The 23133-nt window shown below is 68.6% G+C and carries 24 protein-coding genes; 12 read left to right on the forward strand and 12 right to left on the reverse strand.

What is annotated here, in order from left to right:
* Positions 1–13 precede the first annotated feature (13 nt).
* Positions 14–940, forward strand: a complete 927-nt coding sequence (locus AB0H43_RS11530; RefSeq protein ID WP_359999185.1) for an amidohydrolase family protein — start codon at positions 14–16, stop codon at positions 938–940.
* Between the two features lie 66 nt (positions 941–1006).
* Positions 1007–1735, forward strand: coding sequence for a GntR family transcriptional regulator (locus tag AB0H43_RS11535; RefSeq protein WP_359999186.1), 729 nt, complete (start codon positions 1007–1009; stop codon positions 1733–1735).
* Between the two features lie 53 nt (positions 1736–1788).
* On the opposite strand, the gene AB0H43_RS11540 is transcribed toward AB0H43_RS11535, so the two are convergent.
* Genes AB0H43_RS11540 through AB0H43_RS11555 form a run of 4 tightly spaced genes read right to left on the reverse strand, consistent with a single transcriptional unit; the run spans position 1789 to position 6846 of the window.
* Complete coding sequence (locus AB0H43_RS11540) at positions 1789–3750, reverse strand: hypothetical protein (protein ID WP_359999187.1); 1962 nt, start codon at positions 3748–3750, stop codon at positions 1789–1791.
* 52 nt (positions 3751–3802) lie between these two features.
* A complete protein-coding gene (locus AB0H43_RS11545; RefSeq protein ID WP_359999188.1) occupies positions 3803–4654 on the reverse strand; it encodes a carbohydrate ABC transporter permease in 852 nt (283 codons plus the stop codon).
* 12 nt (positions 4655–4666) lie between these two features.
* On the reverse strand, positions 4667–5617 hold the full coding sequence (locus AB0H43_RS11550; RefSeq protein WP_359999189.1) for a sugar ABC transporter permease: 951 nt from the start codon (positions 5615–5617) through the stop codon (positions 4667–4669).
* The gene (locus AB0H43_RS11555; protein WP_359999190.1) at positions 5599–6846 is read right to left on the reverse strand and encodes an extracellular solute-binding protein; all 1248 of its coding nucleotides are present in this window, start codon (positions 6844–6846) and stop codon (positions 5599–5601) included. Before AB0H43_RS11555 ends, AB0H43_RS11550 begins: the two co-directional genes overlap by 19 nt.
* A 284-nt stretch (positions 6847–7130) precedes the next feature.
* Here AB0H43_RS11555 and AB0H43_RS11560 point away from each other — a divergent pair, with 284 nt between their 5' ends.
* Genes AB0H43_RS11560 through AB0H43_RS11575 form a run of 4 tightly spaced genes read left to right on the forward strand, consistent with a single transcriptional unit; the run spans position 7131 to position 10134 of the window.
* Entirely contained in the window at positions 7131–7940 is an 810-nt protein-coding gene (locus tag AB0H43_RS11560) for a hypothetical protein (RefSeq protein ID WP_359999191.1), read from the forward strand.
* Positions 7941–7963: 23 nt separating this feature from the next.
* Positions 7964–8977, forward strand: a complete 1014-nt coding sequence (locus AB0H43_RS11565) for a hydroxyacid dehydrogenase (protein ID WP_359999192.1) — start codon at positions 7964–7966, stop codon at positions 8975–8977.
* A 23-nt stretch (positions 8978–9000) separates the two neighbouring features.
* Positions 9001–9657, forward strand: a complete 657-nt coding sequence (locus AB0H43_RS11570; RefSeq protein ID WP_359999193.1) for an SGNH/GDSL hydrolase family protein — start codon at positions 9001–9003, stop codon at positions 9655–9657.
* Between the two features lie 30 nt (positions 9658–9687).
* On the forward strand, positions 9688–10134 hold the full coding sequence (locus AB0H43_RS11575) for a nitroreductase family deazaflavin-dependent oxidoreductase (protein WP_359999194.1): 447 nt from the start codon (positions 9688–9690) through the stop codon (positions 10132–10134).
* A 6-nt stretch (positions 10135–10140) separates the two neighbouring features.
* Here AB0H43_RS11575 and AB0H43_RS11580 read toward each other — a convergent pair whose 3' ends face one another.
* Positions 10141–10650 (reverse strand): GrpB family protein, encoded by a 510-nt coding sequence (locus AB0H43_RS11580; RefSeq protein WP_359999195.1) that lies wholly within the window; start codon positions 10648–10650, stop codon positions 10141–10143.
* 92 nt (positions 10651–10742) lie between these two features.
* Between AB0H43_RS11580 and AB0H43_RS11585 the strand changes: the two genes are divergently transcribed.
* Complete coding sequence (locus AB0H43_RS11585) at positions 10743–11795, forward strand: DUF2330 domain-containing protein (RefSeq protein WP_359999196.1); 1053 nt, start codon at positions 10743–10745, stop codon at positions 11793–11795.
* Here the strand turns inward: AB0H43_RS11585 and AB0H43_RS11590 are convergent.
* Positions 11716–12663, reverse strand: coding sequence for a hypothetical protein (locus AB0H43_RS11590; RefSeq protein WP_359999197.1), 948 nt, complete (start codon positions 12661–12663; stop codon positions 11716–11718). The two genes, AB0H43_RS11585 and AB0H43_RS11590, sit on opposite strands and share 80 nt — an antisense overlap.
* Positions 12664–12800: 137 nt before the next feature.
* On the opposite strand from AB0H43_RS11590, the gene AB0H43_RS11595 reads away from it, so the two are divergent.
* On the forward strand, positions 12801–13559 hold the full coding sequence (locus tag AB0H43_RS11595) for a methyltransferase domain-containing protein (protein WP_359999198.1): 759 nt from the start codon (positions 12801–12803) through the stop codon (positions 13557–13559).
* Here AB0H43_RS11595 and AB0H43_RS11600 read toward each other — a convergent pair whose 3' ends face one another.
* Genes AB0H43_RS11600 through AB0H43_RS11610 form a run of 3 tightly spaced genes read right to left on the reverse strand, consistent with a single transcriptional unit; the run spans position 13560 to position 15671 of the window.
* Positions 13560–14102 (reverse strand): hypothetical protein, encoded by a 543-nt coding sequence (locus tag AB0H43_RS11600; RefSeq protein WP_359999199.1) that lies wholly within the window; start codon positions 14100–14102, stop codon positions 13560–13562.
* A complete protein-coding gene (locus AB0H43_RS11605; protein WP_359999200.1) occupies positions 14099–14695 on the reverse strand; it encodes an HAD family phosphatase in 597 nt (198 codons plus the stop codon). Before AB0H43_RS11605 ends, AB0H43_RS11600 begins: the two co-directional genes overlap by 4 nt.
* Positions 14696–14726: 31 nt before the next feature.
* Positions 14727–15671 carry an acyltransferase domain-containing protein gene (locus AB0H43_RS11610; RefSeq protein ID WP_359999201.1) on the reverse strand — a complete coding sequence of 315 codons (945 nt, stop codon included), beginning with the start codon at positions 15669–15671 and terminating at the stop codon, positions 14727–14729.
* Positions 15672–15771: 100 nt separating this feature from the next.
* On the opposite strand from AB0H43_RS11610, the gene AB0H43_RS11615 reads away from it, so the two are divergent.
* Positions 15772–16095 carry a hypothetical protein gene (locus AB0H43_RS11615; protein ID WP_359999202.1) on the forward strand — a complete coding sequence of 108 codons (324 nt, stop codon included), beginning with the start codon at positions 15772–15774 and terminating at the stop codon, positions 16093–16095.
* A gap of 27 nt (positions 16096–16122) precedes the next feature.
* Here AB0H43_RS11615 and AB0H43_RS11620 read toward each other — a convergent pair whose 3' ends face one another.
* The gene (locus AB0H43_RS11620) at positions 16123–16719 is read right to left on the reverse strand and encodes a GNAT family N-acetyltransferase (RefSeq protein ID WP_359999203.1); all 597 of its coding nucleotides are present in this window, start codon (positions 16717–16719) and stop codon (positions 16123–16125) included.
* Positions 16720–16879: 160 nt separating this feature from the next.
* Between AB0H43_RS11620 and AB0H43_RS11625 the strand changes: the two genes are divergently transcribed.
* Entirely contained in the window at positions 16880–18604 is a 1725-nt protein-coding gene (locus tag AB0H43_RS11625; protein ID WP_359999204.1) for a tetratricopeptide repeat protein, read from the forward strand.
* Between the two features lie 6 nt (positions 18605–18610).
* Here the strand turns inward: AB0H43_RS11625 and cydB are convergent, their stop codons facing one another.
* Together cydB and AB0H43_RS11635 are read right to left on the reverse strand one after the other, a co-directional pair.
* On the reverse strand, positions 18611–19621 hold the full coding sequence (cydB, locus tag AB0H43_RS11630) for a cytochrome d ubiquinol oxidase subunit II (RefSeq protein WP_359999205.1): 1011 nt from the start codon (positions 19619–19621) through the stop codon (positions 18611–18613).
* A gap of 7 nt (positions 19622–19628) precedes the next feature.
* Complete coding sequence (locus AB0H43_RS11635) at positions 19629–21020, reverse strand: cytochrome ubiquinol oxidase subunit I (RefSeq protein ID WP_359999206.1); 1392 nt, start codon at positions 21018–21020, stop codon at positions 19629–19631.
* A 70-nt stretch (positions 21021–21090) separates the two neighbouring features.
* Between AB0H43_RS11635 and AB0H43_RS11640 the strand changes: the two genes are divergently transcribed.
* Both AB0H43_RS11640 and AB0H43_RS11645 read left to right on the forward strand, forming a co-directional pair.
* Positions 21091–21741 carry a hypothetical protein gene (locus AB0H43_RS11640; RefSeq protein ID WP_359999207.1) on the forward strand — a complete coding sequence of 217 codons (651 nt, stop codon included), beginning with the start codon at positions 21091–21093 and terminating at the stop codon, positions 21739–21741.
* A 91-nt stretch (positions 21742–21832) separates the two neighbouring features.
* Positions 21833–23131: an NAD(P)/FAD-dependent oxidoreductase gene (locus AB0H43_RS11645; RefSeq protein ID WP_359999208.1), complete on the forward strand. Its 1299-nt coding sequence runs from the start codon at positions 21833–21835 to the stop codon at positions 23129–23131.
* Positions 23132–23133: the final 2 nt, after the last annotated feature.

A 23133-nucleotide genomic window follows, 5' to 3' on the forward strand; every position in this document is an offset into this window, starting at 1 on the left:
AATTCACGAGCCGGTGGCGACATGTCAACCGGCGTACGCCGGCCGGACGCGAGGAGCCACCGTGATCGACTGCCACGTCCACCTGTGGGACCCGGCCGACGGCCATCCGTGGATCCGCCCGGATTCTCCACACTTCCGACGCTATTCCGTCGAGGACCTGGCCGCGTCGGGAACCCCCGTAGAGGACCTGGCCACGTCGGGAACCGGCGTGCGGCTGGCTGGGTCGATTCTGGTCGAGGCCGCCCGCGGCGACGCCGGTGAAACGGCGGCTCTGTGGGAGGTGGCGCGGCGCCGTCCGGACCTGATCGCCGGGTACGTGGCCAACCTGCACGTGCACGCGGATGCCGGGCCGGCCGCGTTCGCAGCGCTGCTCGACCGGTACGCCCCCAACGGGATGCGGCTGGGCGGCCCGGACTGGCCGCGTACGCCTGAATCCGCCCGAGCCCTCGTGCCGATGCTCGCCGAGCGTGGGGTGGCGTTGGAACTCAACCTGATTCACGGCGCGCTGCGCACCGCCGCCGAGGTGGCCGACCGGCATCCGGAGCTGACCGTGATCGTCGACCACCTCGGCAATCCGGGCAACCTGTCCGCCGAGGACCCGGCGACCTGGCGGGCCGACGTCGCGTACGCCGCCCGCCGGCCGAACGTGGTGATCAAGATCTCGGGACTGCTGACCCAGCAGCGGGGCGTACGCGCTGCCCGGGTGGCCGAGCTGGTGCGGCACGCCGTCGCCTCGTTCGGCCCGGAGCGCTGTCTGGTCGGCTCCGACTGGCCGATCTGCCTGACGGCCGGGTCCCGGGCCGAGGCGCTGGAGCTGGCCCTGCTCGGCCTGACCGGCCTGACGGCGGCCGAATGTGAGCGTGTCCTGCACGGCACCGCGGAACGCGTCTATCGCCTGCGCCGGGTCGCCACCGAGCCCGACACCAGGCATGATCGATAAGCGATGAACGCTCGCAGGTCCGCTATCATCGACAAGCGGATCCGGTATCCACATGATGGGGAACTCATGGCACCGAAACAACCAGCGGACAACGCGGCGGGCGGCTTCGCCTCCACCCTGGGCACGAAGAAGGTCCGGCACACGCTGATCTCCGACCGGGTGTACGAGCTGCTGCGGTCGGCCATCGTGGAGGGCGAGCTCGCACCGAACGAGCGCGTCGTGGAGTCCGAGATCGCCCGGCGGCTCGGGGTGAGCCAGGCTCCCGTCCGCGAGGCGGTCAAGCAGCTGGCCCGTGAGGGGCTGCTGACCCATATCCCACGCCGGGGCAACTTCGTCGTGGAGATCTCCGGTCAGGACGCCGACAACGCCCGCCAGGTCCGCGAACCGCTGGAGCGGCTGGCCGCCCACCTGGCCGCCGAGCGGATCACCGACGAGCACCTGCGCGAGCTGGGCGAGCTGGTGGATCAGATGCACCGCGCGGTGGCCATCAACGACATCAGCCGGTTCCGGGACGCCGACATCGCCTTCCATTCGCTGGTCAGCCAGGCCTCCGGCAACCAGTTCCTCCTGCGCATGTGGGAGCTGCTCGAACCGAGCCTGCGCGCGCTGCACGCCATCGCGGATCCGCTGTTCGAAGGCGACTGGCATGCGATGGCCGACGAGCACGGGCGGCTGATGTCGCTGCTGCGCGACGGCGACCCGGACAAGGCCGCTGAGGCGTTCGCCGCCCACGCCGCAGGCCGGGCCCCCGTCGCCGACCTGCGCGCCGAGAAGAAGCCCGCGCGGGGCAAGTGACGCACGGGCGTCCCGGGCCGCTCGTCGCGGCCCGGGACGTCTGCTGAGGTTCGTCAGCGGGTCGCGCCGGCGATCCACATCGGGGCTCCATATTGGTACGCGCCGAGGCTCGGCACGGGGTCGGTCGACCCGTCGTTGATCCCCGGCAACGGGATCGCCTGCTGACGTGCCGGTGAGGCGTCCGTGAGCCGGAAATCGTGGCCGGCCGCGTCGACGAACAGCGGATCGACCTCCGGCGCGAGGTTGTTCGACAGGACCATGCCGCCGTTGGTGGCGTCGGTCAGCCCGCGGAACGTGCCGATGTTGTTGTAGACCTTCGTCCCGGTCGACTGGCCCGGTCCCTTGACGTAGAAGAACGTGCCGCCGCCGGTGTTGTTGTAGACGCCGTTGTTGCACGAGCAGCTGCCGAGTCCGTTGAGCATGATCGTGCCCTCGGGGTTGCCCCAGCCGACGTTGTTGGCGATGACGATGTTGCTCTGCCCGTTGTCGGCGTACACGCCGGTCACGCCGAACGACGTCACGCCCTTGCGCGGCGCGGGATCGTGGAGCACGTTGTGGTCGATCGAGGTTTGCAGCATGTCCGATCCGCAGCAGGTGTAGACCGCGGCCACGTCCAGGCTCAGCTTGGCGTACTGGGAGATGTCGTTGTAGGCGATGCGGTCCGGGCCCGGCGTACCGCCGATGGCGTTGTCCCACTGCAGGTTCACGCCGCTGCGGCCGACCCGGTAGATCGTGTTGTGGGTGACCGTCTGGCTGTTGCCCTGCACCGCGACGCCGGCCGCGTACGTGCCGAGGTAGTCCACGTCGTGGATGACGTTGTTGATCGCCGAGTTGCGCTGCCCGCGCAGGGCCACGCCGTTGCCGGCGCTCAGCGACAGGTCGCTGTTGATCACCTGGTTGTCGGTGCCGTTGAGGACGATGCCGGTGTCGGCGACGCCACGGGTGACCGTCGAACCGCAGTCGGTCGCGCCCCGGGTGATGTCGGTGTAGTGCGACAGGTAGGTCGCGGTGATTCCGTCGATCACATCGTTGGTGCTGCCGACGCCGGTCTCGATGCTGCTGGCGAACAGCTTCACTCCGGCGACCTTCGTGTGGCTGGCGTTGCGCAGGTCGAAGGCGAGTTTGCGGGACTTGGCCTCGATGGTGTGCGCGCTGGGGTCGTCCTCGCTGTAGAGGTAGAGGCGCTTGGCCGGGGCGTCGTAGAACCAGGTGCCGGGGGCGGCCAGCTCACCGATCTTGCCGGTCAGGGCGTACCGGGTGTCGTTGGGCACGATCTTGTGGATGCAGGGCGGCGCGATGTCGAGGGTCACCGAGCCGACGTCGGAGGAGGCCACCGTCCCGGTCGCCGTGATATACCAGTAGTTGGTCTGCACCCGGGCGCCGTTCCAGTACCCGGCCGGGCGGGTCAGCGCCGGGTCGACGATCGTGGCGGCGGCGCTGCCGGTCTTCGCGTACTGGAAGACCGGGTCGAGCAGGGTGAGCCCCGGGTAGGGCCATTGCGCCTCGACGTCCATCCGCTTGTCGGTGAAGATCTGCACTGTGGACACGTCGGAGCCGAGGTCGACGGCGGTGCTGTAGACGTGACCGGCGTCGACCGCGGCGCTGAACGGCGAGCCCACGGCGTACGGGTCGGTCTGCGCGATCTGTTGCACGGCGGCGCTGGTGACCTGGGTCCAGCCGGACACGCGCGTGGCGCCGCTGACGGTGACGTCGGCGCCGGGCGCGGGCCGGTAGGTGATGGGCTGGCCGGCGGTGCCCGAGCGGGCCGGCACCACCGTCTCCTCGTAGGTGCCGGACATGATCAGGCAGGTGTCGCCGGGCACCATGACGTCGGCGCACTGCTGGATGGTCGGGAACGGCGCGGCGGCCGACCGGCCCGCGAACGCCGGCTTGCCCCAGCCTCCGACGTAGTAGGTGGTGCCCTGGCGGCCGTGCGCGGCGGCGGGCGCGGCGGGAAGGACGACTCCCACCGCGGCCAGCACCGCTACGACTGCTTTCGTGCTGACTACTTTCATGCCTATCTCCCGTCCCGGGTGGATGGATGGTCGACGTGCGATGAACCTCAGGTCAGCCCTTCACCGCTCCGACGGTGAGTCCGCTGATGATGTGGCGTTGCATGTAGAGGAAGAAGACGACCACCGGCGCGATCGCCAGCAGCAGGTTGGGGAAGACCTTCGTCAGGTCGGTCGAGTACTGGCTGATTCCGGCGTAGATCGCGGTGGTCACCGTGTACTTGCCCGAGCCCGGGCTCAGCAGGATCTGCGGGCTGACGAAGTCGTTCCAGATGCCGATCGAATTGAGGATCAGCACCGTGACGACGGCCGGTCGCATGAGCGGGAAGATGATCGTCCAGAAGGTACGCAGCCGGCCGGCCCCGTCGATCATCGCGGCCTGGTCGATGGAGGCCGGGATGGTGCGGATGAAGCCGACGAACAGGAAGATGCTCACCGGCAGCGTCGAGGCGACGTCGTGGGCGATGAGACCGGCCACGGTGTTGGCCAGCCCGATCGATCGCAGCACGTAGATCACCGGGATGATCAGGGCCGCGCCGGGGATGAAGGTGCCGGCCAGGAAGTAGAGCATCACCAGTTGCGTGCGCCGTTTGAGGCTGCGCGCGATCGCGTACGCGGCGGGACCGGCCATCACGATGCACAGGATGTCGACGACGACGACCAGGAAGAGGGTGAACCCATAGCCCTGGATGACGTTGTACTGCGGGCTGCGTACCGCGTCCATGAGGTGCCGGACGGTGAGGTCGGCCAACGGCAGCGAGAACGGGCTGTTGAGGATGTCCTCCTGCGACTTGAAGCTGTTGACCACCAGCAGGTAGACCGGCACCGTCATGACCACCAGCAGGGCCAGCAGCATCAACGGGCGTACGGGCGATCGCCGTGGCCGCCCGGCGTGTCCTTGGACCATGATCAACGCCTCCTAACTCGCCACGTCCGTGTCCTGGCGATTCCGCAGTGCGGTCACCACCAGGGCGAGGACGGCCGACACGACCATGAGGAAGACGGCCTGGGCGGTGGCGTAGCCGACCTTGGTCCCCTCGAAGGAGCGGGCCAGGATGACGTACGCGTAGGTCTGCGTCGCCCCGGCGGGGCCGCCGCCGGTCAAGCTGACGACCAGGTCGTACGTGCGGATCAGGCCGATGAGGTTGAGGACGGTGGCCACCGTGACGACCGGGGCGATCATCGGAATGACCACGCGGCGGTTGGTCTGCCACCGGCTCGCGCCGTCGATGGCGGCGGCCTCGACCAGTTCGGCCGGGACCGTCTGCAGGGCGGCCACGAAGAGCACCACGTTGAACCCGAACCCGGCCCAGACGATGACGCCGATCAGCGAGATCAGGGCGAGCTTCTCCTCGAAGAGGAAGCCGATCGGCCCCATCCCGAACTTCGCCACCGTGTTGTTGATCGCGCCGTTGGTGCCGAGGATCGCCGACCACAGGTAACCCAGGATCAGGGCGCTGATGACGTGCGGGTAGTAGGCCAGCGCCCGGAAGAACGAGTTCGTGCGGGACGACTGTTTGAGCAGCAGCGCGTACGCCAGCCCACCGCCGATCATGAGCACGGTGCCGCTGACGGCGACGATCGCGGTCACATACCAGGCGCTTTGGGTGTTCGGATCGTCGAACAGGTGCCGGTAGTTGTCCCAGCCGATGAACGCGGCTTCGGAGAAGCCGTTCCAGTCGGTCAGGCTCAGGTAGATCGCCACTCCGACCGGCACGATCGTCATCACCGTGTAGAGCACGACGGACGGGGCGAGCAGGCCGGTGGTGACGGCTCCGGCCCGGAAGCGCGCCCAGCGGCGGCTGTGGGACCGGCCCAGGCGCGACCCGGTGGATCGCGCCTGGGACCGGGTTACTTCTGCGAGTTCCACCACTTGTCCAAACCGGCGGCCACCTGCTGGGCGGTGGCGTTGCTGTACAGCGACTGGACCTGCGTGTTGAGTTCACTGGAGAAGCCGCTGATCGGCTGGCGCTCGCCCGCCTTGACCAGCACCGACGGCGAGGCGTCGAGGATCTGCTGCACCGCGGTGCCGAGGCTGGACATCTTGTAGGTGAAGCCCTTGCGCAAGTTGCCGTCCGCCGCGAGCTGGCTTTCGATCGCGGTGGGGTCGGTGGTCAGCCACTTGACGAAGTCGATCGCGGCCGCCTTGTGCTTGGAGGCGCTGGCCACGACATAGGGGTTGGCGATGTTGCCGACCTGGCCCGACGGGTACGCCCCGTCGGTCGGCATGGTGAACACGCCGATGTCGTCGCTCTTCTTGGCGGCGTCGGCCGCGGGGACGAAGAACGATCCCATCACGTACATGGCCGACTTGCCGTTGACGAAGTCGGTCTGGCCGTCGGCGTACGTCAGGCCCAGGGCGCTCTTCTGCAGGTAGCCCTGGCTGATCCAGTTCTTGTAGCGCTCGAGGTACTTGACGTAGTCGCTGCCGGCGAAGGTGACCGAGCCGGCCTTGCGCTTGGCGTACCAGTCGGCGTCGGCGGTCAGCAGGCCCGAGTCGTTGACCAGGGTGAACTGCCCACCGGGAACCCACTGGCCGGCGGTCTGCAGCGGCGCGTACCCGGCCGCCTTGAGCTTGCCCATCGCGTCGGAGAACTGATCGAGGGTCTTGATGTCGGCCGCGACCAGGCCGGCCTTGGTGAACGCGGCCTTGTTGTAGAAGACCAGCGACTGGATCTGCACGCCCACGCCGACGAGATAGCGCTTTCCGTCGATCGCGTACTGGTCGACCAGCGGCGTGTCCTTGATCCAGTCCTGGTCGGACAGGTCGGTGAACAGGCTCGCGTTCTCCTTGGTGGGGGTGATCTGCTGGGCGATGTCCGGCGGGTCGCCGGCGGCCAGGTCCTGCGTCAGCTTCGCCTGTGCCGAGACCGTCCCGGTCAGCTCCAGCTTGATCTTGACGTCCGGGTGGCTCTTCTCGTAGTTGGCGAACAGCCCCGTCCAGTACTGCTCGGTCAGGTTCGGAGTGATGTTGACGATGATGCGCAGCGTCGTCTGCCCGTTCGAGTCGCCCGAGTCGCTCGAGCAGCCCACGGCCGATGCCGCGACCACGGTCGCCGCGACCGCCGCCGTCCACGTTCGGCGCCAGAGTCGTCTCATGTCTCCACTCCATTACGTAGTCGTGAATAATCGATAGTCGAGATGTAACCACGCGGTCTGGGGAAGGTCAAGAGCTCCGGTCGGCGGTGGTCACGCTCCCCTGTCTGCGTGATCATGAACTTACCGTCGCGCTCGACCGGCGCGCCGTGTCCGCCAGCCCCTGATCAACTCCCCTGCCCCATGATCGTCAACCGGCGGCCGCCCGGCGAACGCGGGGTTTGACAAGTCCCACCCGTTAGCGATTACATCTACTATCGATAGACGATCGCACGGAGGGCTACACGATGAACGCGAACGGCCACAGGGCAGCACCGGCAGCGGCGGAGCCGCAGACCTACGAGGCGATGGCGGGACCGCTCGCCGAGACCTCGTTCACCCGCCCGACGGCCCAGATGGTGACGGCCCTCAGCGACGTCAGCGCGGCGACGGCCTGCGCGAAACTGCACCAGATGGGCGTCACCCGCACCTTCATCGACGGTCCGGTCCCGCTGCACCGCACCCCCGACGTCCACGTCGTCGGCGGCGCCGTCACGCTGCAGTTCCTGCCCCAGCGCGAAGACGTCTTCTCCGGCGCCGCTCAGGAAGACGCCGAACGCAAGACCGCCCTCTGGCGGGTGCTCGAGACCATCCGGCCCGGCGACGTTCTGGTCGTCTCGGCGCAGGCCAGTCACTTCACCGGCTGCCTCGGCGACATGCTCGTGCGCTACTTCAAGCTTCGCGGTGGTGCGGGCATCGTGGTGGACGGACGGGTACGCGACGCGCAGCGCATCCGGGCGCTCGGCGTACCGGTCTGGTGCACCGGCGTGACCCCGCATTACGCCTCGCAGACCGAGCTGTTCCCGTACGCGTTCAACGTGCCGGTCGGCGTCGGCGGCACCCTCGTGACGCCGGGCGACCTCATCGTGGCCGACGAGGACGGCGCGGTCGCGGTGCCTCAGCAGCGCGCGATCGCCATCGCCGAGGACGCGCTCGCCCACCAGGATCGGGAGGCCTTCGCCCGCCATCGGCTGGACGCGGGGGGCCGGCTGTCGGACTACTACCCGCTGACCGGGCGCGGCCTGGACGAGTACCTCGCCAGCCGGTCAGCCGACTGACCCCCGGCCAGCGGAGGAGCATGATGACCCGCCGGCCCGTGACCGCCCTGGTCATGTCGACGTCCACCGCCCCAGACCTGTTCGACCCGCCCCGGCTCGACCGGCTCCACGCGTTGGCTCAGCTCGACCGTCCCGAGCCGCTGACCGAGGTCGTCTCCGCCGCGAACCGGGCGCGGCTGCGGGAGGTCGAAGTGATGATCACCGGCTGGGGCAGCCCGGTCCTCACCAGCGATGTTCTCGACGCCGCGCCACGCCTGCGGGCGGTGCTGCACGCCGCCGGTTCGGTGAAGCACCACCTGACCGACGCCTCCTGCTGGGACCGCGGCATCCTGGTCACCTCCGCGGCCGACGCCAACGCGGTGCCGGTCGCGGAGTTCACCCTCGCCGCGATCCTGCACAGCGGTAAGCGCGTGAGCGCCTTCGTCGAGGCGTACCGCCGCCGGAGCAGCGACTCCACCTGGCGCGACGGCGTACCAGAGGCGTCGAACTACCGTCGCACGGTGGGCATCGTCGGCCTGTCGCGCATCGGCCGGCGGGTGGCTCGCCTGCTGCAGTCCTTCGACTTCACCGTCCTCGCCCACGACCCGTACGCCGATCCCGCCGACGCCGAGGCGCTCGGGACGGTCCTGCTGCCGCTGCCCGACCTGGTGCGCCGAAGCGACATCCTCACGCTGCACGCGCCGTCGCTACCGGAGACCCGTAACCTGCTCGACCGGGAGACCCTGGCCCTGCTGCCCGACCACGCCACCGTGATCAACACCGCTCGCGGCAGCCTGATCGACACCGACGCGCTCACCGCCGAGTGCGTACGCGGGCGGCTCAACGCCGTCCTCGACGTCACCGAACCCGAGCCGCTGCCGCTCGACTCACCGCTGTTCGGGCTGCCGAACGTGCAGCTCACCCCCCACATCGCCGGAGCGATGGGCGCGGAGGTCCACCGGCTCGCCGACGCAGCCCTCGACGAGCTCGATCGCTACGCTCGGGGACTGCCGCCGGCATGCCCGGTCCACCTGCGCGACCTCGCCCGCATGGCCTAGTACTAGACGTAAGGATTCCCGCGATGACCGAGCTCTTCCGACCGGGCCAGCACATCGTGTTCATCGGCGACAGCATCACCGACTGCGGCCGCCGCGATCTCCGGCCGCCCTACGGCGACGGCTACCTAAGCCTCGTCCGCGCCTTCTCCATCGCCCGGCGTCCGGAGCTGGGGCTGCGGTGGACGAACCGGGGCGTCGCCGGCAACACCGTCCGTGACTTGGCCGACCGCTGGGAAGAGGACGTCGTCGCGCTGCGGCCGGACTGGCTGTCGGTGATGATCGGGATCAACGACATCTGGCGGTCCTTCACCGGGCACCCGGACGAGGCGGTGCCCGTCGACGAGTACGAGCAGACCCTGCGTGGCCTGCTGCGTCGTGCCGTTGACGTCACCGGCTGCCGGCTCGTCCTGGCCGACCCGTACCTCATCGAGTCCGACCGCGACGATCCGCAGCGCGCACAGACCATCCGGTACGGCGAGGTCGTCGCCGCCTTGGCGGCCGAGTTCGACGCGGTGCATGTGCGTACGCAAGCGGCCTTCGACCGGGTGCTGGAGACCTCCATCCCGAGCGACTGGTCGCGGGACCGCGTGCACCCGAGCCTGCCCGGGCATGCGGTGATCGCCGAGACGTTCCTCACCGCCCTCGGCATGTCGGCGTCGGACTTCGGACCGGCGGAATAGCCGCTCTGGTCAGGGGCGTTGGTCGTACACGTGACGTTGACTGGAGAGTACGCGCCGAGCGCGAGCGGATGGGTTCGCGACCATGTCGAGCAGGTGATGCGGACCGGGACGACCGAGGGTGTCACCATCCGAGGCCTGCCGACTGTGCTGATGACGTATCGCGGGGCGAAGACCGGCAAGGTCCGCAAGACGCCGGTCATGCGGGTCGAGCACGACGGGCAGTACGCGGCCGTCGCGTCGCAGGGTGGCGCGCCGAAGAACCCCCAGTGGTACGCCAGCCTCGTCGCCGAGCCGATCATCGACCTGCAGGACGGCCGGCTCACGCAGCAGTACCGGGCACGTGAGGTGTTCGGCGACGAGAAGGCGCTCTGGTGGGAACGGGCCGTCCAGGCGTACCCGCCCTATGCCGACTATCAGCTCAAGACCAACCGGCAGATTCCCGTGTTCGTGCTGGACCCGGTCGACGCCGTGGGCTGACGCCGGTCAGCTTCCTTTCTCCCAGACCGGGACCGAGGGCAGCCCTCGTTCCGCCCTCGCCCGGTCGGTGAGTTCCTGGATCAGGGCGGTCTTGTGCCGCGAGTAGTCGGGCAGCCCGGCGATCTCCCGCTTGAGCCGGGCGTACCGCTGCGCGTCGGCCGGATGCCGGCGGAGGTGGTCACGCAGGAGGCGCTGGTTGCGCGTCGGCCAGCTCTCCAGCGTCACGACGTGCAGGATGTGCGTACGCCGCCCGTCGCTTTCCCGCACGTAGAGCAGGCGATCTGTCATGCCGTTGAAGTGACGCCGATACCCGAGACGCCCGATCGTGTCATCGTCCACAGTGTCCAGCGACGCCACCGCGGCCATCAGATCGATCACCGGTTTGGCGGCCAGACCGGCAACGGCGGTCGAGCCGATGTGTTCCACCTCGACGATCACGTCAGGCAACGCCGCCCGGAGTTCGGTCATCGCCTCCTCCGCCTTGACCGGCCACGCCGGATCGTAGTCAGCGATCACGGCCTTACCGTACAGCGGACTGGTTGCGGGCCTGGGCGATCCGGCTGGCGGGGCTGCGGCACACTAGGCGTTCGACGTGACAGGAGTACGCCGTGACCTTGACCGCGACCGCCCGCCGGTTCGTGACCCGTTTCGCTGTGGTGTTCGCGCTGGCCGCGATGATGTTGAGCGCCGATCCGGCGACCTCGGGCGCCTGCGCCTGCGGGGCGTTCGTCGCCAACGACAAGCTCTCCCCGCAGCGGGAGACCGCGCTGGTCGAGCTGGCCGGTCGCACCGAGGCGGTCACGGTGTCGGTCCTGACGCGCTCGGAGGTCCATCAGGCGGCGTTCCTGATGCCAGTGCCCAGCCGGGCCCGGTTCGAGATCGCCGACGCGAAGATCTTCACCGAACTCGATCAGATCAGCCGGCCGGAGGTCAAGGTGCGCCGGGTGGTCGTCAGCGGTGACGGCGCGGGCGCACCCGGCCAGTCGGCGGACGGCGCCACCGTCGTCGACCACGTCGAGGTCGGCCCCTACGACGTGGCCCAGCTCAGCGGCACCGACGCCACTGCGGTGTCGAGATGGCTGACCGACAACGGTTTCACCCTGCCCACCGCGCTCGGCGACGCGCTGAAGCCCTACCTCGCCGAGGGTTGGCTCGTCGTCGCGGTACGCCTCGCGCCGACGTCCGGCAGCCTCTCCGACGGACTGCCGCCGATGCGGGTGGAGTTCGAGACGGACACCCCGGTCTATCCGATGCGGCTGTCGGCGACCGCCGAACGTCGGCAGCCGTTGCGGCTGTATGTGCTGGCGGATCACCGCATGGACATCAGCAACCCGGCGCCCAAGGGCAGCGCCCCCGACCTGACGTTCGCCGGTGAGGTGAAGCCGGATACGGCGACCCCGACGTTGTCCGCGCTGTTGACCGGCCCGCGCTTCCTGACCCGCTACGACGGGGAGTTCAGCCCGTCGCAGATCACCGACGACATCCGGCTCCGCCAGGCGTCCTCCGACGAGCACTACCGCGCCGTCGTGACCGTCACGAAGTACGTCCAGTCCCCCTGGCCGATGCCCGCCGTACCGTTGATCATTCTGGCGCTGGTGGTCGTGGGGGCGCTGGTGGTTGCGGTGACGATGCTGGTACGCCGCCGGGCGGCGCGGGTCTGACGACAGCCACCTGCGACGGTTCCCGGAATCGCCACTCGGCGGCGAGATACGTGCGTACGCGTGGGTTCGACACGAGCCACGCCTCGCCGACGAGCAGGACGATCGGGAACAAGGCGATGCACATCGCGACCGGGGCGCGCTCGCCGGAGTCCGACGTGTCCGATGCGGTCGCGATCGCCCCGGCCAGTGCCACGACGATGAACGCGACCCGTAGCCAGGTCAGGGACAGCAGGAATGCCCGGCCCCAGCGCCTCGTGACCGGCAGCGACGCCGCTGCGGCCAGTGAACCCAGGTCGGCGAGGAGGAACGGCACCCCGGTGATGGCGAGCGTCACGAGGAAGTCGGCTCCGGACAACCCTGACAAGCCCTGGGCGATCGCGCGTTGGACCACGACTGTGAAGAAGCCGCTCGTGCACAGCAAGAACACTTCCAGCACGATGATCACCCAGATCTGCGGCGGTATGCCCGGCGCGGCTACCGTCTGCTGCTCCTGCATGACCTCGATACGCGATAGCGGACCGGGCTGCGGCATTCTCGCGAGGATGGAGATCCACCATCCGGCGAACACCAGCAGCATCGCGTACCGGCCCGTCGCCAACAGGATGAACGACGTCACGAGGAACGCGTAGAGCACCGAGACGACCACCACCGGCCGTGCCTTGGACCACTGGGCGAGGAGCAGACCGGCCGATACGCCCAGTGGCAGCAGTTGGGTCAGCACCAGACAGCCGGCGAGCCAGGGGTCGTCATCATCCTGGAAGCCGGAGGCGGCACCGGCGACGACCACCAGCGCCAGCGAGATGAGCAGCTGGACGATGGCGAAGACGTCGGCGTCGGGGAATCGCCGAGGCACGGCAAGGTCTGACATGATCCGCAGATTGCCAGTGCGACAAGGGGTTCGGCATCGTCTGGCCGAGGTTTCCGGACAACTGCCTGACAACTCCCAGCCGCCTTCGCCGGTAAATCGTTTGTGTCGCCGCGATGCGGTGCCGCAGGGTGTCGCGCATGACCAACGGGGTTGTGCGTACGTTCGATCAGGTCGCTCCGGTGTACGACAGCGTCCTGCCGTTCTTCGAGACGGCGGCGCGCGGCTTCGCCGGCGTGGTCGAGCCGCAGGCCGGCGCCCGGGTGCTCGATCTCGGTTGCGGCACCGGCGCAGCGACCGCCGAGCTGCTGGCGCGTGGCTGTGACGTCGTGGCCGTCGACGCGTCAACCGCGATGGTCGAACGCCTGCGCGCCACGTATCCGACTGTTGACGCGCACGTGATGGACGCGGCGGCGCTGGACCTCCCCGATGCCGCCTTCGACGTCGTAGTGGCTACGTTCGTGCTGCACCTCCTCGACGATCCCGCCGCCGCGGCCCGTGAAGCGCGACGCGTCCTGCGCCCGGGTGGCCAGTTCGCCTTCGCTATGCCGGGTCCGCACGTAGATCCGTCGATCCCGCTGGACGAGACGATCCGCCTGTTCGCCGAGTACACCAAGTACCTGCCACCGGGTGGCTCGATGGGCGCGCCCTTCGACGAGCCGGCCGTCCTCGCCGAGGCCGGATTCACCGAGGTCCAGGAACGTCACTACACCTTCGAGGTGGCGGTGCCGGACGGAAACGCGTTCTGGCAGTTCACGTTGACGCACGGCACGAGGAAGTTCGTCGACGACCTTCCAGCGGAACGGCGCAGCCAGTTCGAGGACGAGATCCGGGCGCTCTCGGCGTTCACGATGACGCGGACGGTCTGGGTCTACTCCGGACTGGCGCCGGGCATCTGATCACCGCTTCAGTCCAGACACGAACCATCGCAGTCGTCGCAATCCGAAGAACGTCGACCAGTACAGCTCGTTGAAACCGAAGGTCACCCACAGGACGGGATTCAGCAGGCCCCACACCGGCATCGGCTTCCGGAAGACGTCCATATACGCGTCCTGCTCCGCGACCGACGCGATCTTGCGTGGCGGAGCGTAGCCGAAGGTCTCCACCTGGTCCCACGGCAGCACAGCACGCCACCGGCGATGCGTGTCCACGAAGTACGCTCCGCCGCGCCGCAGAGACCCCCACGGCATGGCGTTCTTCCGGGCGCCGTTGCAGCACAACAGAATCCCGGCCTGGTCGGTGATCCGCCTGATGTCCTTGAGGCATTCGTACAGATCGCGGCCGGTCGCCTCGTACCGCTCCCCCAGCGGATCGATCACCGACAGCTGACACCCGTCGACGTCGCCACATTCGTCCACGCTGAGGCTGTACTCGACGCGCCAGACTGCCGACGCCCCGTCGGCGGTCCGCACGTGGATGATCTCCTCCTGGACCTCGCTCATCGCTGAAGCTCCATCGCCAACTCCGCCCGCACCTGGTCGCTGTCGCGGAACAGGATGGTCGTCATGCCGAGCTGCGCGGCCGGTGCCAGCGCCCACTCCTTGTCGTCGACGAAGATCACCTGCTCGGCCTCGACCTGCGCGGTCTGGAGCAGGTGCTCGTAGATCCGGCGGTCCGGTTTGCGTACGCCGACCTCGTGGGAGAACACACCACCCTTGAACAGTCGCAGGAACCGATAGCGGCGTTCGACCGCCTCGACGCGGTCGGCCACGTTGTCCGACAGGTAGTAGACGTCGTGCCGCGTGGCGAGGTCTTGGATCAGGTCACGGGTCCCCTCGTGGATGCGGTATCCGTCGATCCACAGTCGGGCAAGGTCGTCCTCGGACACCGTCAGCTTCAGCGTCTCCCGGAAGGCGCGCCAGAATTCGGCCCGGGTCAGCTTGCCTTCCCGGTAGCTGCTGCCGAGCGCGCCGTGCAACAGCTCCCCGGCGTCGGCCGCGTCGACGCCGTACGCCGATGCCACGTGGTGGATGAATTCGGTCGTGCCGTCGCTGAACAGCACCCCGCCGAGGTCGAACGCCAGCACGCGCGCCATGTTGGGAAATGTACGCCGTCCGACGCCGGGGTCAGATCGGGAAGCGTCCGCGGCGCCAGTACCAGTGGCCGCCCGCCGTCAAGTGCTCCACGACCGCCCGCTGCAGAACGGAGCGGATCGGCAGTTCGCCGAGCGGTGTGGTCAGGTCGCGGAAGACGAACCGCCGCACCTCGACGTCGGCGTCCAGTCCTTCCGGCTCCACGTAGGGCTCCAGCTCGAACCGTTGCTGGAACCGGACGATGTTGGAGTCTTCGGGCAGGAACTTCTGCAGTTGCGGGTCGAGCAGCCACGAGCCGCAGGCGAACTCCGTGTAGTGCTCGTTAGGGAAATGGCGCGGGAAGAACGCGCGGGCCTCGTCGAGCGAGGCGTCGATTGCGTCCGGGCTCAGCGGCCCAGCCTCGGGGATGTGCAGGTCGAGGGTGCTGTCGGAGCGTTGGTGCTGCAACCGGCCCAGCTCGTACAGGCCGCCCCGTGCGTGCAGCGTCAGCCAGCTCTGCATCACCGGCCAGCCCTCGCGGTTCATCCGCCGGTCGACCGCGAGGTTGCGGCCCAGGTCCGCGAGGGTCGCCCAGGTCACGGCCTCATCGATGCCGTGTTCCCGGTGGTACGCCGTGACGACGTCGATCATTGCCAGGTACGCGTACACGTAGAGGTGCGCCCATGCCGGACCGCGGTCGCGGGGCAGCTCGGGGCCGGGCACAAGCCAGCCGTAGCCGCCGAGGTCGGCGCGGACCAGGGCGATCGACCGGTCGAGCAGCCACCGCAACTCTGGGGTCCACAATGGGGAGTCAGGGTCCGGCCAGCCGGCCATGATCTCGGCGGCGTCGTCCGGCCGCACCGCGAGCCGGTCGAGGATCGCGGGGGCGTCGGCCTTGGCGGGCAGCGGAGCCGACGGCCCGTCGCCGGCGAGCCGGTGCACGCGTTCGACGTCCTCAACCGGTACGCCGAGCTTGGCGGCGATGTCGTCCAGATCCACGCCGACGACCCTACCCGGCCGCTGCGCGTAGTTCGTTGCGCGTCCCGATTATGTGATAACTCCTTGCGACCCGTGGCCCGCGCGCCACATCCTGACCGGCATGAAACTCATGTACTGCGCTCACTGTCAGGACATCGTCCGGCTCTTTCCGGAGAAGCGGTCCTGCAAGTGCGGTAAGTCCTGGGGCCACTACCTCGAGGACAACGCGACCACCGTGCAGACTTGGCCGGGCCTGTCCATCGGCATCGCCAACCCGGACTTCGCCGCCGCCCATCAGACCTTCGCCGCCGAGCCGAACGCGTTCACACCGGTGTTGACCATGCGGGCGTGGATCAACCCGGCGTCGGAGCCGGATGTGAAGTTCGTGCAGGGTGAAGAAATCGAGCACGACCAGTCGGAGACCGAGTCCATCACCGGCGCCTGACGGCCGTGGACGGCAGGTTCGAGCCGGTCAGGTCAGCTCGCGCGTATACATCAAGCACGCGTCATCGTCGATACGCACGGCCCGCCCCGGCGGCACCGGTTCGCCGGCGTACATGATGCCCCGCCCGTCCGGCACGTATCCGCGTTTGGCGTACATCCGTTGGGCCGTTCCGTAGTCGGAGTAGAGGCCGACGATCGTGGTCCGCCTCGCCACGAGGCGCTCGGCCGCGTCCATCAACGCGCTGCCGATCCCCTGCCGGCGGTACGCGGGCAGCACGTTGAAGTCTTTGATCTCCGGAATGCCCGCATCCCGGAACGGCCGGTAGTCACTGTTCCAGACAACGGTGATGTAACCGGCGAACCACCCGGTCAGCTCGGCGACGACGACAGCCCGCTCCCCCGCCGCCTGCTCTGACAGGTAGCGGCGGAACTTCGCCTCGTCCTTGCCCGGCCAGCCCAGCTCCGCGAACGCGGCCGGGATCGTCCGCAGGTCTCGTTGCGCCAGGGCGCGCAGCTTGAGGTCGACGATCACCGCCACATCGTCCCGCAGTCCGACGTGACGCGCACACGGTCGCGAGGTACGAATCCCGATGACGTGGCAGACCTGGCGGAACCCGACGCTCATCGACCAGATTTGATGGATCCCTTTCCTTCCATCGATGATCAGCCCTATGATGATGATCACTTCGTTGTGATCTCCTGGAGGTGTCCATGAAGAAGATGACGATCCGCCACAAGAGCGCTGTGCGCCTGCTGTCCGGAGCCCGCCGGCTCTGGATCGAATGGTGCTGGTAAGACGCAGCCGGGCGGGCGCTTCCGAGCGCCTGCCCTATGACTGCTACCGTGACCTCGGCCCCTACGCCGGGGTCGCCGCGTTCCTCGCCGACCTGGCCGCCGAGCATCCCCGGCAGGCCGCTCGCCACGCCGTGGAGTTGCGGGCGATCGTGCCGGCGCTGGATCCGGGTGCGGTGCCGGCCGGTGACGAGCAGCCGATCCGGTTCTATCCCGCCCGGCGTACCGCGGCGCTGGCCTTCGGCGCGGCCGAGTTCGTGGCCGCGTGCGCGGTGCGCCGCCCGCTGACCGTCCACTTCGTGCACACCGATGCGGCCGACGAGACGACCGCGGAACTGCTGGCCACGCTGACACGACGGCTGGCGTCCGCGCCAATGATCTTGCACTTGCACGCTGGTGGGGCGCCGGAGCCGGCAGTCGAGACCAGGCCCACGGCCCTGCGGGCCATGCTCGGCGACAGCTTGGCGCGCGGCTTCTACCACCACGCCGCCCGGACCGCGCAGCGCGGCCGGGCCGCGGTCACGCCCGAGACCGAGCTTGCCCACTGGTGGTCGTTCACGACAGGTCTGGCCACAGCGCTAGCCGCGTTGGGCCGGGCCGACGAGGCACTGCAGTTGTACGCCGAGGTGCAGGCCGTCACCGACGATCCGAAGATCACGATGTCGGCCGCCTATTCGACGGCCATGTTGTACGCCCGGCACCTGTCGGCGGCCGATCAGGATCCGGCCACGGCGAGGCGCTGGCTCGAGAAGGCGCTGGTGCTGGCCGACGAGATCACCGACGAACGGCAGCGCGTGGTGTCGAAGGTCTTCTACGAGCAGGGCATCGCGTTGTTGGACAGCCGCGCGGGCCGGGCGGAGCAGGCGCTGGCGCTGGTGAACTCCGGGCTGGCCGAGTTGGCTGCCGTGCTGGGCCCCCGCGAGCGATGGCAGGACCGGGCCCGGCTGCTGCACAACCGGGCGCAGGTGCATCTGGCGCTGGGCGACGCCGCTCGGGCGCTGGCCGATCTGGACGAGGTCGTCGCGTTCGACCCGGACAACTGCGAGTACTACGCCGACCGGGCGGCGTTGCACCGGGCCGCGGGGCGTACGAGTGCCGCCTTGGACGACTATGTGGCCGCGATCCGCCTGGGGCCGCATCTGCCGGAGGCGTACTACAACCGCGCGACGCTGTATGAGGAGACCGGTCGCAGCGGGGCGGCCCGCGAAGATCTGCGGCGCGTACTGGCGATCGATCCGGATCATCTGGACGCGCGGGTGGCGTTGGCGAACGTGGACCTGGCCCGGGGCGATCTGACGGCCGCGGAGGCCTGCGTACGCTCGGCTCCTGCTGGAAGGCGTGACGAACCGGCGTTGCTGTGCACACTGGGGTTGATCCGCTCGGAGCGTGGCGCGCTGGACGAGGCGGATGATCTGTTGACCCGGGCGCTGGAGGCGGACCCGGGGCTGGCGGAGGCGTGGACGAACCGGGCGGCCGTGCGCTTCGAGCGCGGCGACGCGGCTGCGGCGGTGGCCGACCTGGACCGGGCGGTGGCGTTGTCCACGGCGGCCGAGCCTCGGTTCAATCGTGCGACCGCGCTCATGCGGCTGGAGCGTTGGGAGGAGGCGGCCGCCGATCTGACCGCCGCGTTGGGCGTGCCCGGGCTGGCGGCCGGGCTGCGGCGTGAGGTGCGGGCCGGGTTGAACCGCTGCCGAGCCCAGGCGTCGGCCCGTCGCTGAGGGACCCTATTCCTCCGTGACGTCTTCGAAGTCGGTCCGGCTCAGGCGCCGCCGGAACGTGTAGTAGGTCCACGCCTGGTAGGCCGCCACGACCGGGAAGATGAGCAGGAAGATGACGGTCATCAGCTTGAGCGTGTAGCTGCCGGACGCGGTGTTGGAGATGGTCAGGTCGGTGGCGGCGCCCTCGGTCGAGACCATCACGCGGGGGAACAATTCGGTGAAGATGGAGACGATGACGGCGGCCATGACGAAGGTGGTCAGCGTGAACGCCCAGCCGTCGCGTCCGCGGCCGGCGAACCAGGCGGCGGCGACGATCGCCATGATGGCCGCGATCTCGATCGGGTTGGGCAGGACACCTTTGTCGGCGACGATGTGGGTCCAGATGGCGAAGATCGCGACGATGGCCGCCACGAACGGCGCCACGCGGCCGGCTAGACGCTTGGCGCGGTCGCGTACGTCGCCGGTGGTCTTGAGGGCGATGAAGGTCGCGCCGTGGAGGACGCACAGCGCCACCAGCGTCACCCCGACGTAGAGGCCGTAGGGCTGCAGCAGGTCGGCGAAGCCGCCCGCGTACTCCTGGTCGCTTCCGATGGGCAGGCCGTGCAGGAGGTCGCCGAGGGCCACGCCGAGCAGGAGCGGCGCGACGATGCTGCCGGCGGTCATGAGGATGCTCCACGTGGTACGCCAGCGTGGGCTCTGGTCTCGGCCCCGGAACTCGAAGGCCACGCCGCGCAGGATCAAGGCGATGAGGATCAACGCCAGCGCCAGGTAGAACGCGGAGAACATGGTGGCGTACCAGCCGGGGAAGGCGGCGAACATGGCGGCTCCGGCGACCACCAGCCACACCTCGTTGCCGTCCCACAGCGGGCCGATGGTGTTGAGGATGGTGAGCCGGTCGGGCTCGTCGCGCGACAGGTAGCGGTGCAAGATGCCGACGCCGAAGTCGAAGCCTTCCAGGATGAAGAAGCCTGTCCACAGCGAGGCGATGAGGATGAACCAGACGTTGACCAGTGTCATGGCGGCCTCACTGGATCCCGGCGGGAACAGGTGGTTCGTCGGCCGGGACGGCCGGCGACGGTGGCAGCTCACGCCGCGCGTATCGCATCATCAGGACGAGGTCGACGATCGCCAGCACGAGATAGAGCAGGAAGAAGACGATCAGGCTGAGCACGATCGAGCTGGTGCCCACGGATGGGGACACGCCGTCGGCGGTACGCATGATGCCTTGCACCAGCCAAGGCTGTCGGCCGTTCTCAGTCAGCATCCAACCGGCGGTGTTCATGACGAACGGCAGCAGCACAGCCCACACCGACAGCCACAGGAACCGGCGGGAGGTCTCCAGTTTGTTGCGGTGTATCAGCCAGAGGCCCCATAAGCCGAGGAAGAGGACCAGGGTGGCCGTGTACGCCATGACCCGCATCGACCAGTACTGGATGAACACGTTCGGCACGTAGTTGCCCGGGCCGTACTGCTGCTGGTATTGCGCGTTGAGTTCGTTCAGCCCGATGACCTGGCCGTTCCAGTGGTTGGTGGCCAGGAGCGACAACAGGTGCGGGATGGCAATGATCTTGGTGGGGTTCTGGTCGTCGTTGCCGCCGCCGATCTGGAACGCCGAGAACGAGCACGGCTGACAGGTCTCCCACTGCGCCTCGGCCGCCGCGATCTTCATCGGCTGGTATTTCGCCTCGACGACGCCGAGTTCGCTGCCGACGAACATGGCCAGGAGCATCGTGGGGACGATGATCACCAGCGACAGCTTGGCCGAGCGGGCGAACACCTCCACGTGGGATTTCTTGCGCAGGTGCCAGGCAGACACCGCGAGCATGACGACCGCCGCCGTCGCGAGCGCGGCCAGCAGGACGTGGGCGTAGCTCCACAGGAACACCGGATTGGTCATCACCGCCCAGATGTCGTTGAGCTGCGGCCGGCCCGTGGCGGGGTTGTTGGTGTAGCCGACCGGATGCTGCATCCACGAGTTGGCGGCCAGGATGAAGGCGGCCGATCCGGCGGCGCCGATGGCGACGAGCCAGATCGTGGCCAGGTGCAGCCGTCGCGGCAGGCGGTCCCAGCCAAAGATCCAGACCCCGAGGAAGGTCGCCTCGAGGAAGAAAGCGGCCAGGCCCTCCATGGCCAGTGGCGCGCCGAAGACGTCGCCGACCAGCCGCGAGTACGCCGACCAGTTCATGCCGAACTGGAATTCCTGGACGAGCCCGGTCACGACGCCCAGTGCCACATTGATGATCAGGAGCGTCCCGAAGAACTTGGTCAGCCGCAGGTATGACGGCTCGCCGCGCCGGTGCCACACGGTCTGCAGGACGGCGGTCAGAAACGCGAGCCCGATCGTGACCGGCACGAATAGGAAGTGGTAGATCGATGTCATCGCGAACTGGATTCGCGCTAGATCTACGTTCGACATCGGCTCAGTATGGTGGACTATACGGGCTTAAGGTTTGGATTTCGCGAAGACCCCGAAAGGGACAGCACGGATGTCGCAGACTTCCGGCGAGGACCACAAGCCCCGTTGGATCCCGCCCGCCGTCAAGTACCACCCCAAGGTGGACGACGACCTGCTGACCGGGTTCCGCCATCCCAGCGGACGCCCCGGTGAACTGCGCGGCTTCTTCGCCACGACGATCGCCATCTCGCTGGTCGTCTGGGATCTGTCGTTCTCGCTCGGCGCGTACCACACGGTGTTCTATTACCGATTGCTGCAGATCTTCGTCGTGTGTGCGGTTCTGCTCCTCGGTGCGCTGGTTCTGCGCCGGCACGTGACGGTACGACCCTGGATGCTCGCCATCTTCGCGATCCCGGTCGTCTGGCTGACCTGGCGGCTGATCGTCCCGATCGGCGGCCACTGGCGCGACGTCTACCGCGCCATCGACGTCCTGCTGATCGGCCTCGTCCTGCTGACTCTGCCGGTCACACTGTGGGTGGTGGCCCGCATCCTGGCGCCGGAGTACTTCGAGCTGTCGACGCTGCGGCTGAGGCTGGCCAGCGCCGGCATCATCCTGGTGGTGGCGGTCGCTGGCCTGCTGACCGGTCAGTTCAACGATCATGTCGTCAACTGTCACGACTTCGTCGTCGCCGGGGACGACACCCCGGCGAACTGCCTGAACGCTCCGACCGGCGGAAAGTAGAGAACCTTTCGCAATTCCCACCCCAGGCTGCGTTAACCCCCGGCATGATTGCCGGATGGGCCTGGCGGCCCGGACAGATCACGGGGATCTCATGGACGCGAAAGCTACGAGCGTGGCGATCGTCGGCGGCGGTTTCGCCGGGGTCGCCTGCGCCAAACGGTTGGCCGGCCAGCCCGGCATTCAGGTCGAACTGTTCGATAGCGCCGGATACCACCAGTTTCAGCCGTTGCTGTATCAGGTGGCCACCGCCGAACTCACCTTCGAGGACATCCGGTTCGATCTCGCCCGCCTCTTCCACGGCAAAGGCGCCGTGCGCGTACGCAAGGCGGACGTCACCGCGATCGATCCGGACGCGATGACGGTCAGCGTCGACGGCGGCGAGACCGTCTCGGCCGACTACATCGTGCTGGCCGCCGGCGCGCGGCCGAACTTCTTCCACACGCCCGGCGCCGACGAGTACGCCTACCCGCTCTACAGCGTCGAGGACGCCCGCCACGTTCGCGGCCGGATCGTCCAGCTGTTCGAAGACGTGTCCGCCAAGCCGGAGCTGGCCGACGAGGGCGCGCTGACGTTCGTCGTCGTCGGCGGCGGGCCGACCGGCGTCGAGACCGCCGGGGCGCTGTCGGAACTCGTCCGCGACGTGATGCCGCACGTGTATCCGGACGTCCCGCCGGGCGCCGCGCAGGTCATCCTGGTCGATCTGGGGCACCACCTGCTGTCCGGGTTCTCCCCGGAGGCCGGCGACTACGCGGCGAACCAGCTGCATCGGCGCGGTGTGAAGCTGCAGTTGGGCGTACCGGTGAAGGAAGTCGGCGCCGAGAGCGTGACCCTGGGCGACGGGACGGTCATCCCCACGCGTCTGGTGGTGTGGGGCGGCGGCGAGCAGGCGGCGGCGATCGCCGGAGCCGCGGGCCTGGCCCAGGGCCGGGGCGGGCGCATCGACGTGGAGCCGGACCTGACGGTGCCCGGCCACCCGAAGATCTTCGCGGTCGGCGACGTGGCCAACATCCCGTTCGGCGACGAGGTCCTGCCGCAGCTCGGCAGCGTCGCGCAGCAGGCGGGTCACTGGGCGGGCGACAACATCCTGCTGCTGGAAGAGGGCAAACCGGCCCGGCCGTTCCATTACCGGGACAAGGGAATCATGGCGATGATCGGCCGCAAGGCGGCCGTCGCCGAGATGGGCGCGCACCGGCACGAGATCCACGGCCGGGTCGCCTTCGCCGCCTGGCTGGGCGTGCACGCCGAACTCCTGGGCAACATCGGCGCCGAGCTGAAGGCCTTCGTCGCCTGGGCCGAGGAGTTCTACGTGCGCCCGCACCACCGCACCGCCGCGCTGCTGGAGCCGTCGCGGATCGACATGCCGCGCATCGACTGGGAACAGAAGGGCTGAGC

It is taken from the genome of Hamadaea sp. NPDC050747, from assembly GCF_040654195.1.
Lineage (GTDB): Bacteria > Actinomycetota > Actinomycetes > Mycobacteriales > Micromonosporaceae > Hamadaea.

Coding starts and splice junctions, on each gene's coding strand:
- AB0H43_RS11645 (WP_359999208.1), top strand. CDS start 21,833: ATGGACGCGAAAGCTACGAGCGTGGCGATCGTCGGCGGCGGTTTCGCC.
- AB0H43_RS11555 (WP_359999190.1), bottom strand. CDS start 6,846: ATGAGACGACTCTGGCGCCGAACGTGGACGGCGGCGGTCGCGGCGACC.
- AB0H43_RS11560 (WP_359999191.1), top strand. CDS start 7,131: ATGAACGCGAACGGCCACAGGGCAGCACCGGCAGCGGCGGAGCCGCAG.
- AB0H43_RS11635 (WP_359999206.1), bottom strand. CDS start 21,020: ATGTCGAACGTAGATCTAGCGCGAATCCAGTTCGCGATGACATCGATC.
- AB0H43_RS11565 (WP_359999192.1), top strand. CDS start 7,964: ATGACCCGCCGGCCCGTGACCGCCCTGGTCATGTCGACGTCCACCGCC.
- AB0H43_RS11535 (WP_359999186.1), top strand. CDS start 1,007: ATGGCACCGAAACAACCAGCGGACAACGCGGCGGGCGGCTTCGCCTCC.
- cydB (WP_359999205.1), bottom strand. CDS start 19,621: ATGACACTGGTCAACGTCTGGTTCATCCTCATCGCCTCGCTGTGGACA.
- AB0H43_RS11570 (WP_359999193.1), top strand. CDS start 9,001: ATGACCGAGCTCTTCCGACCGGGCCAGCACATCGTGTTCATCGGCGAC.
- AB0H43_RS11600 (WP_359999199.1), bottom strand. CDS start 14,102: ATGAGCGAGGTCCAGGAGGAGATCATCCACGTGCGGACCGCCGACGGG.
- AB0H43_RS11545 (WP_359999188.1), bottom strand. CDS start 4,654: ATGGTCCAAGGACACGCCGGGCGGCCACGGCGATCGCCCGTACGCCCG.
- AB0H43_RS11595 (WP_359999198.1), top strand. CDS start 12,801: ATGACCAACGGGGTTGTGCGTACGTTCGATCAGGTCGCTCCGGTGTAC.
- AB0H43_RS11590 (WP_359999197.1), bottom strand. CDS start 12,663: ATGTCAGACCTTGCCGTGCCTCGGCGATTCCCCGACGCCGACGTCTTC.
- AB0H43_RS11640 (WP_359999207.1), top strand. CDS start 21,091: ATGTCGCAGACTTCCGGCGAGGACCACAAGCCCCGTTGGATCCCGCCC.
- AB0H43_RS11540 (WP_359999187.1), bottom strand. CDS start 3,750: ATGAAAGTAGTCAGCACGAAAGCAGTCGTAGCGGTGCTGGCCGCGGTG.
- AB0H43_RS11615 (WP_359999202.1), top strand. CDS start 15,772: ATGAAACTCATGTACTGCGCTCACTGTCAGGACATCGTCCGGCTCTTT.
- AB0H43_RS11620 (WP_359999203.1), bottom strand. CDS start 16,719: ATGAGCGTCGGGTTCCGCCAGGTCTGCCACGTCATCGGGATTCGTACC.
- AB0H43_RS11605 (WP_359999200.1), bottom strand. CDS start 14,695: ATGGCGCGCGTGCTGGCGTTCGACCTCGGCGGGGTGCTGTTCAGCGAC.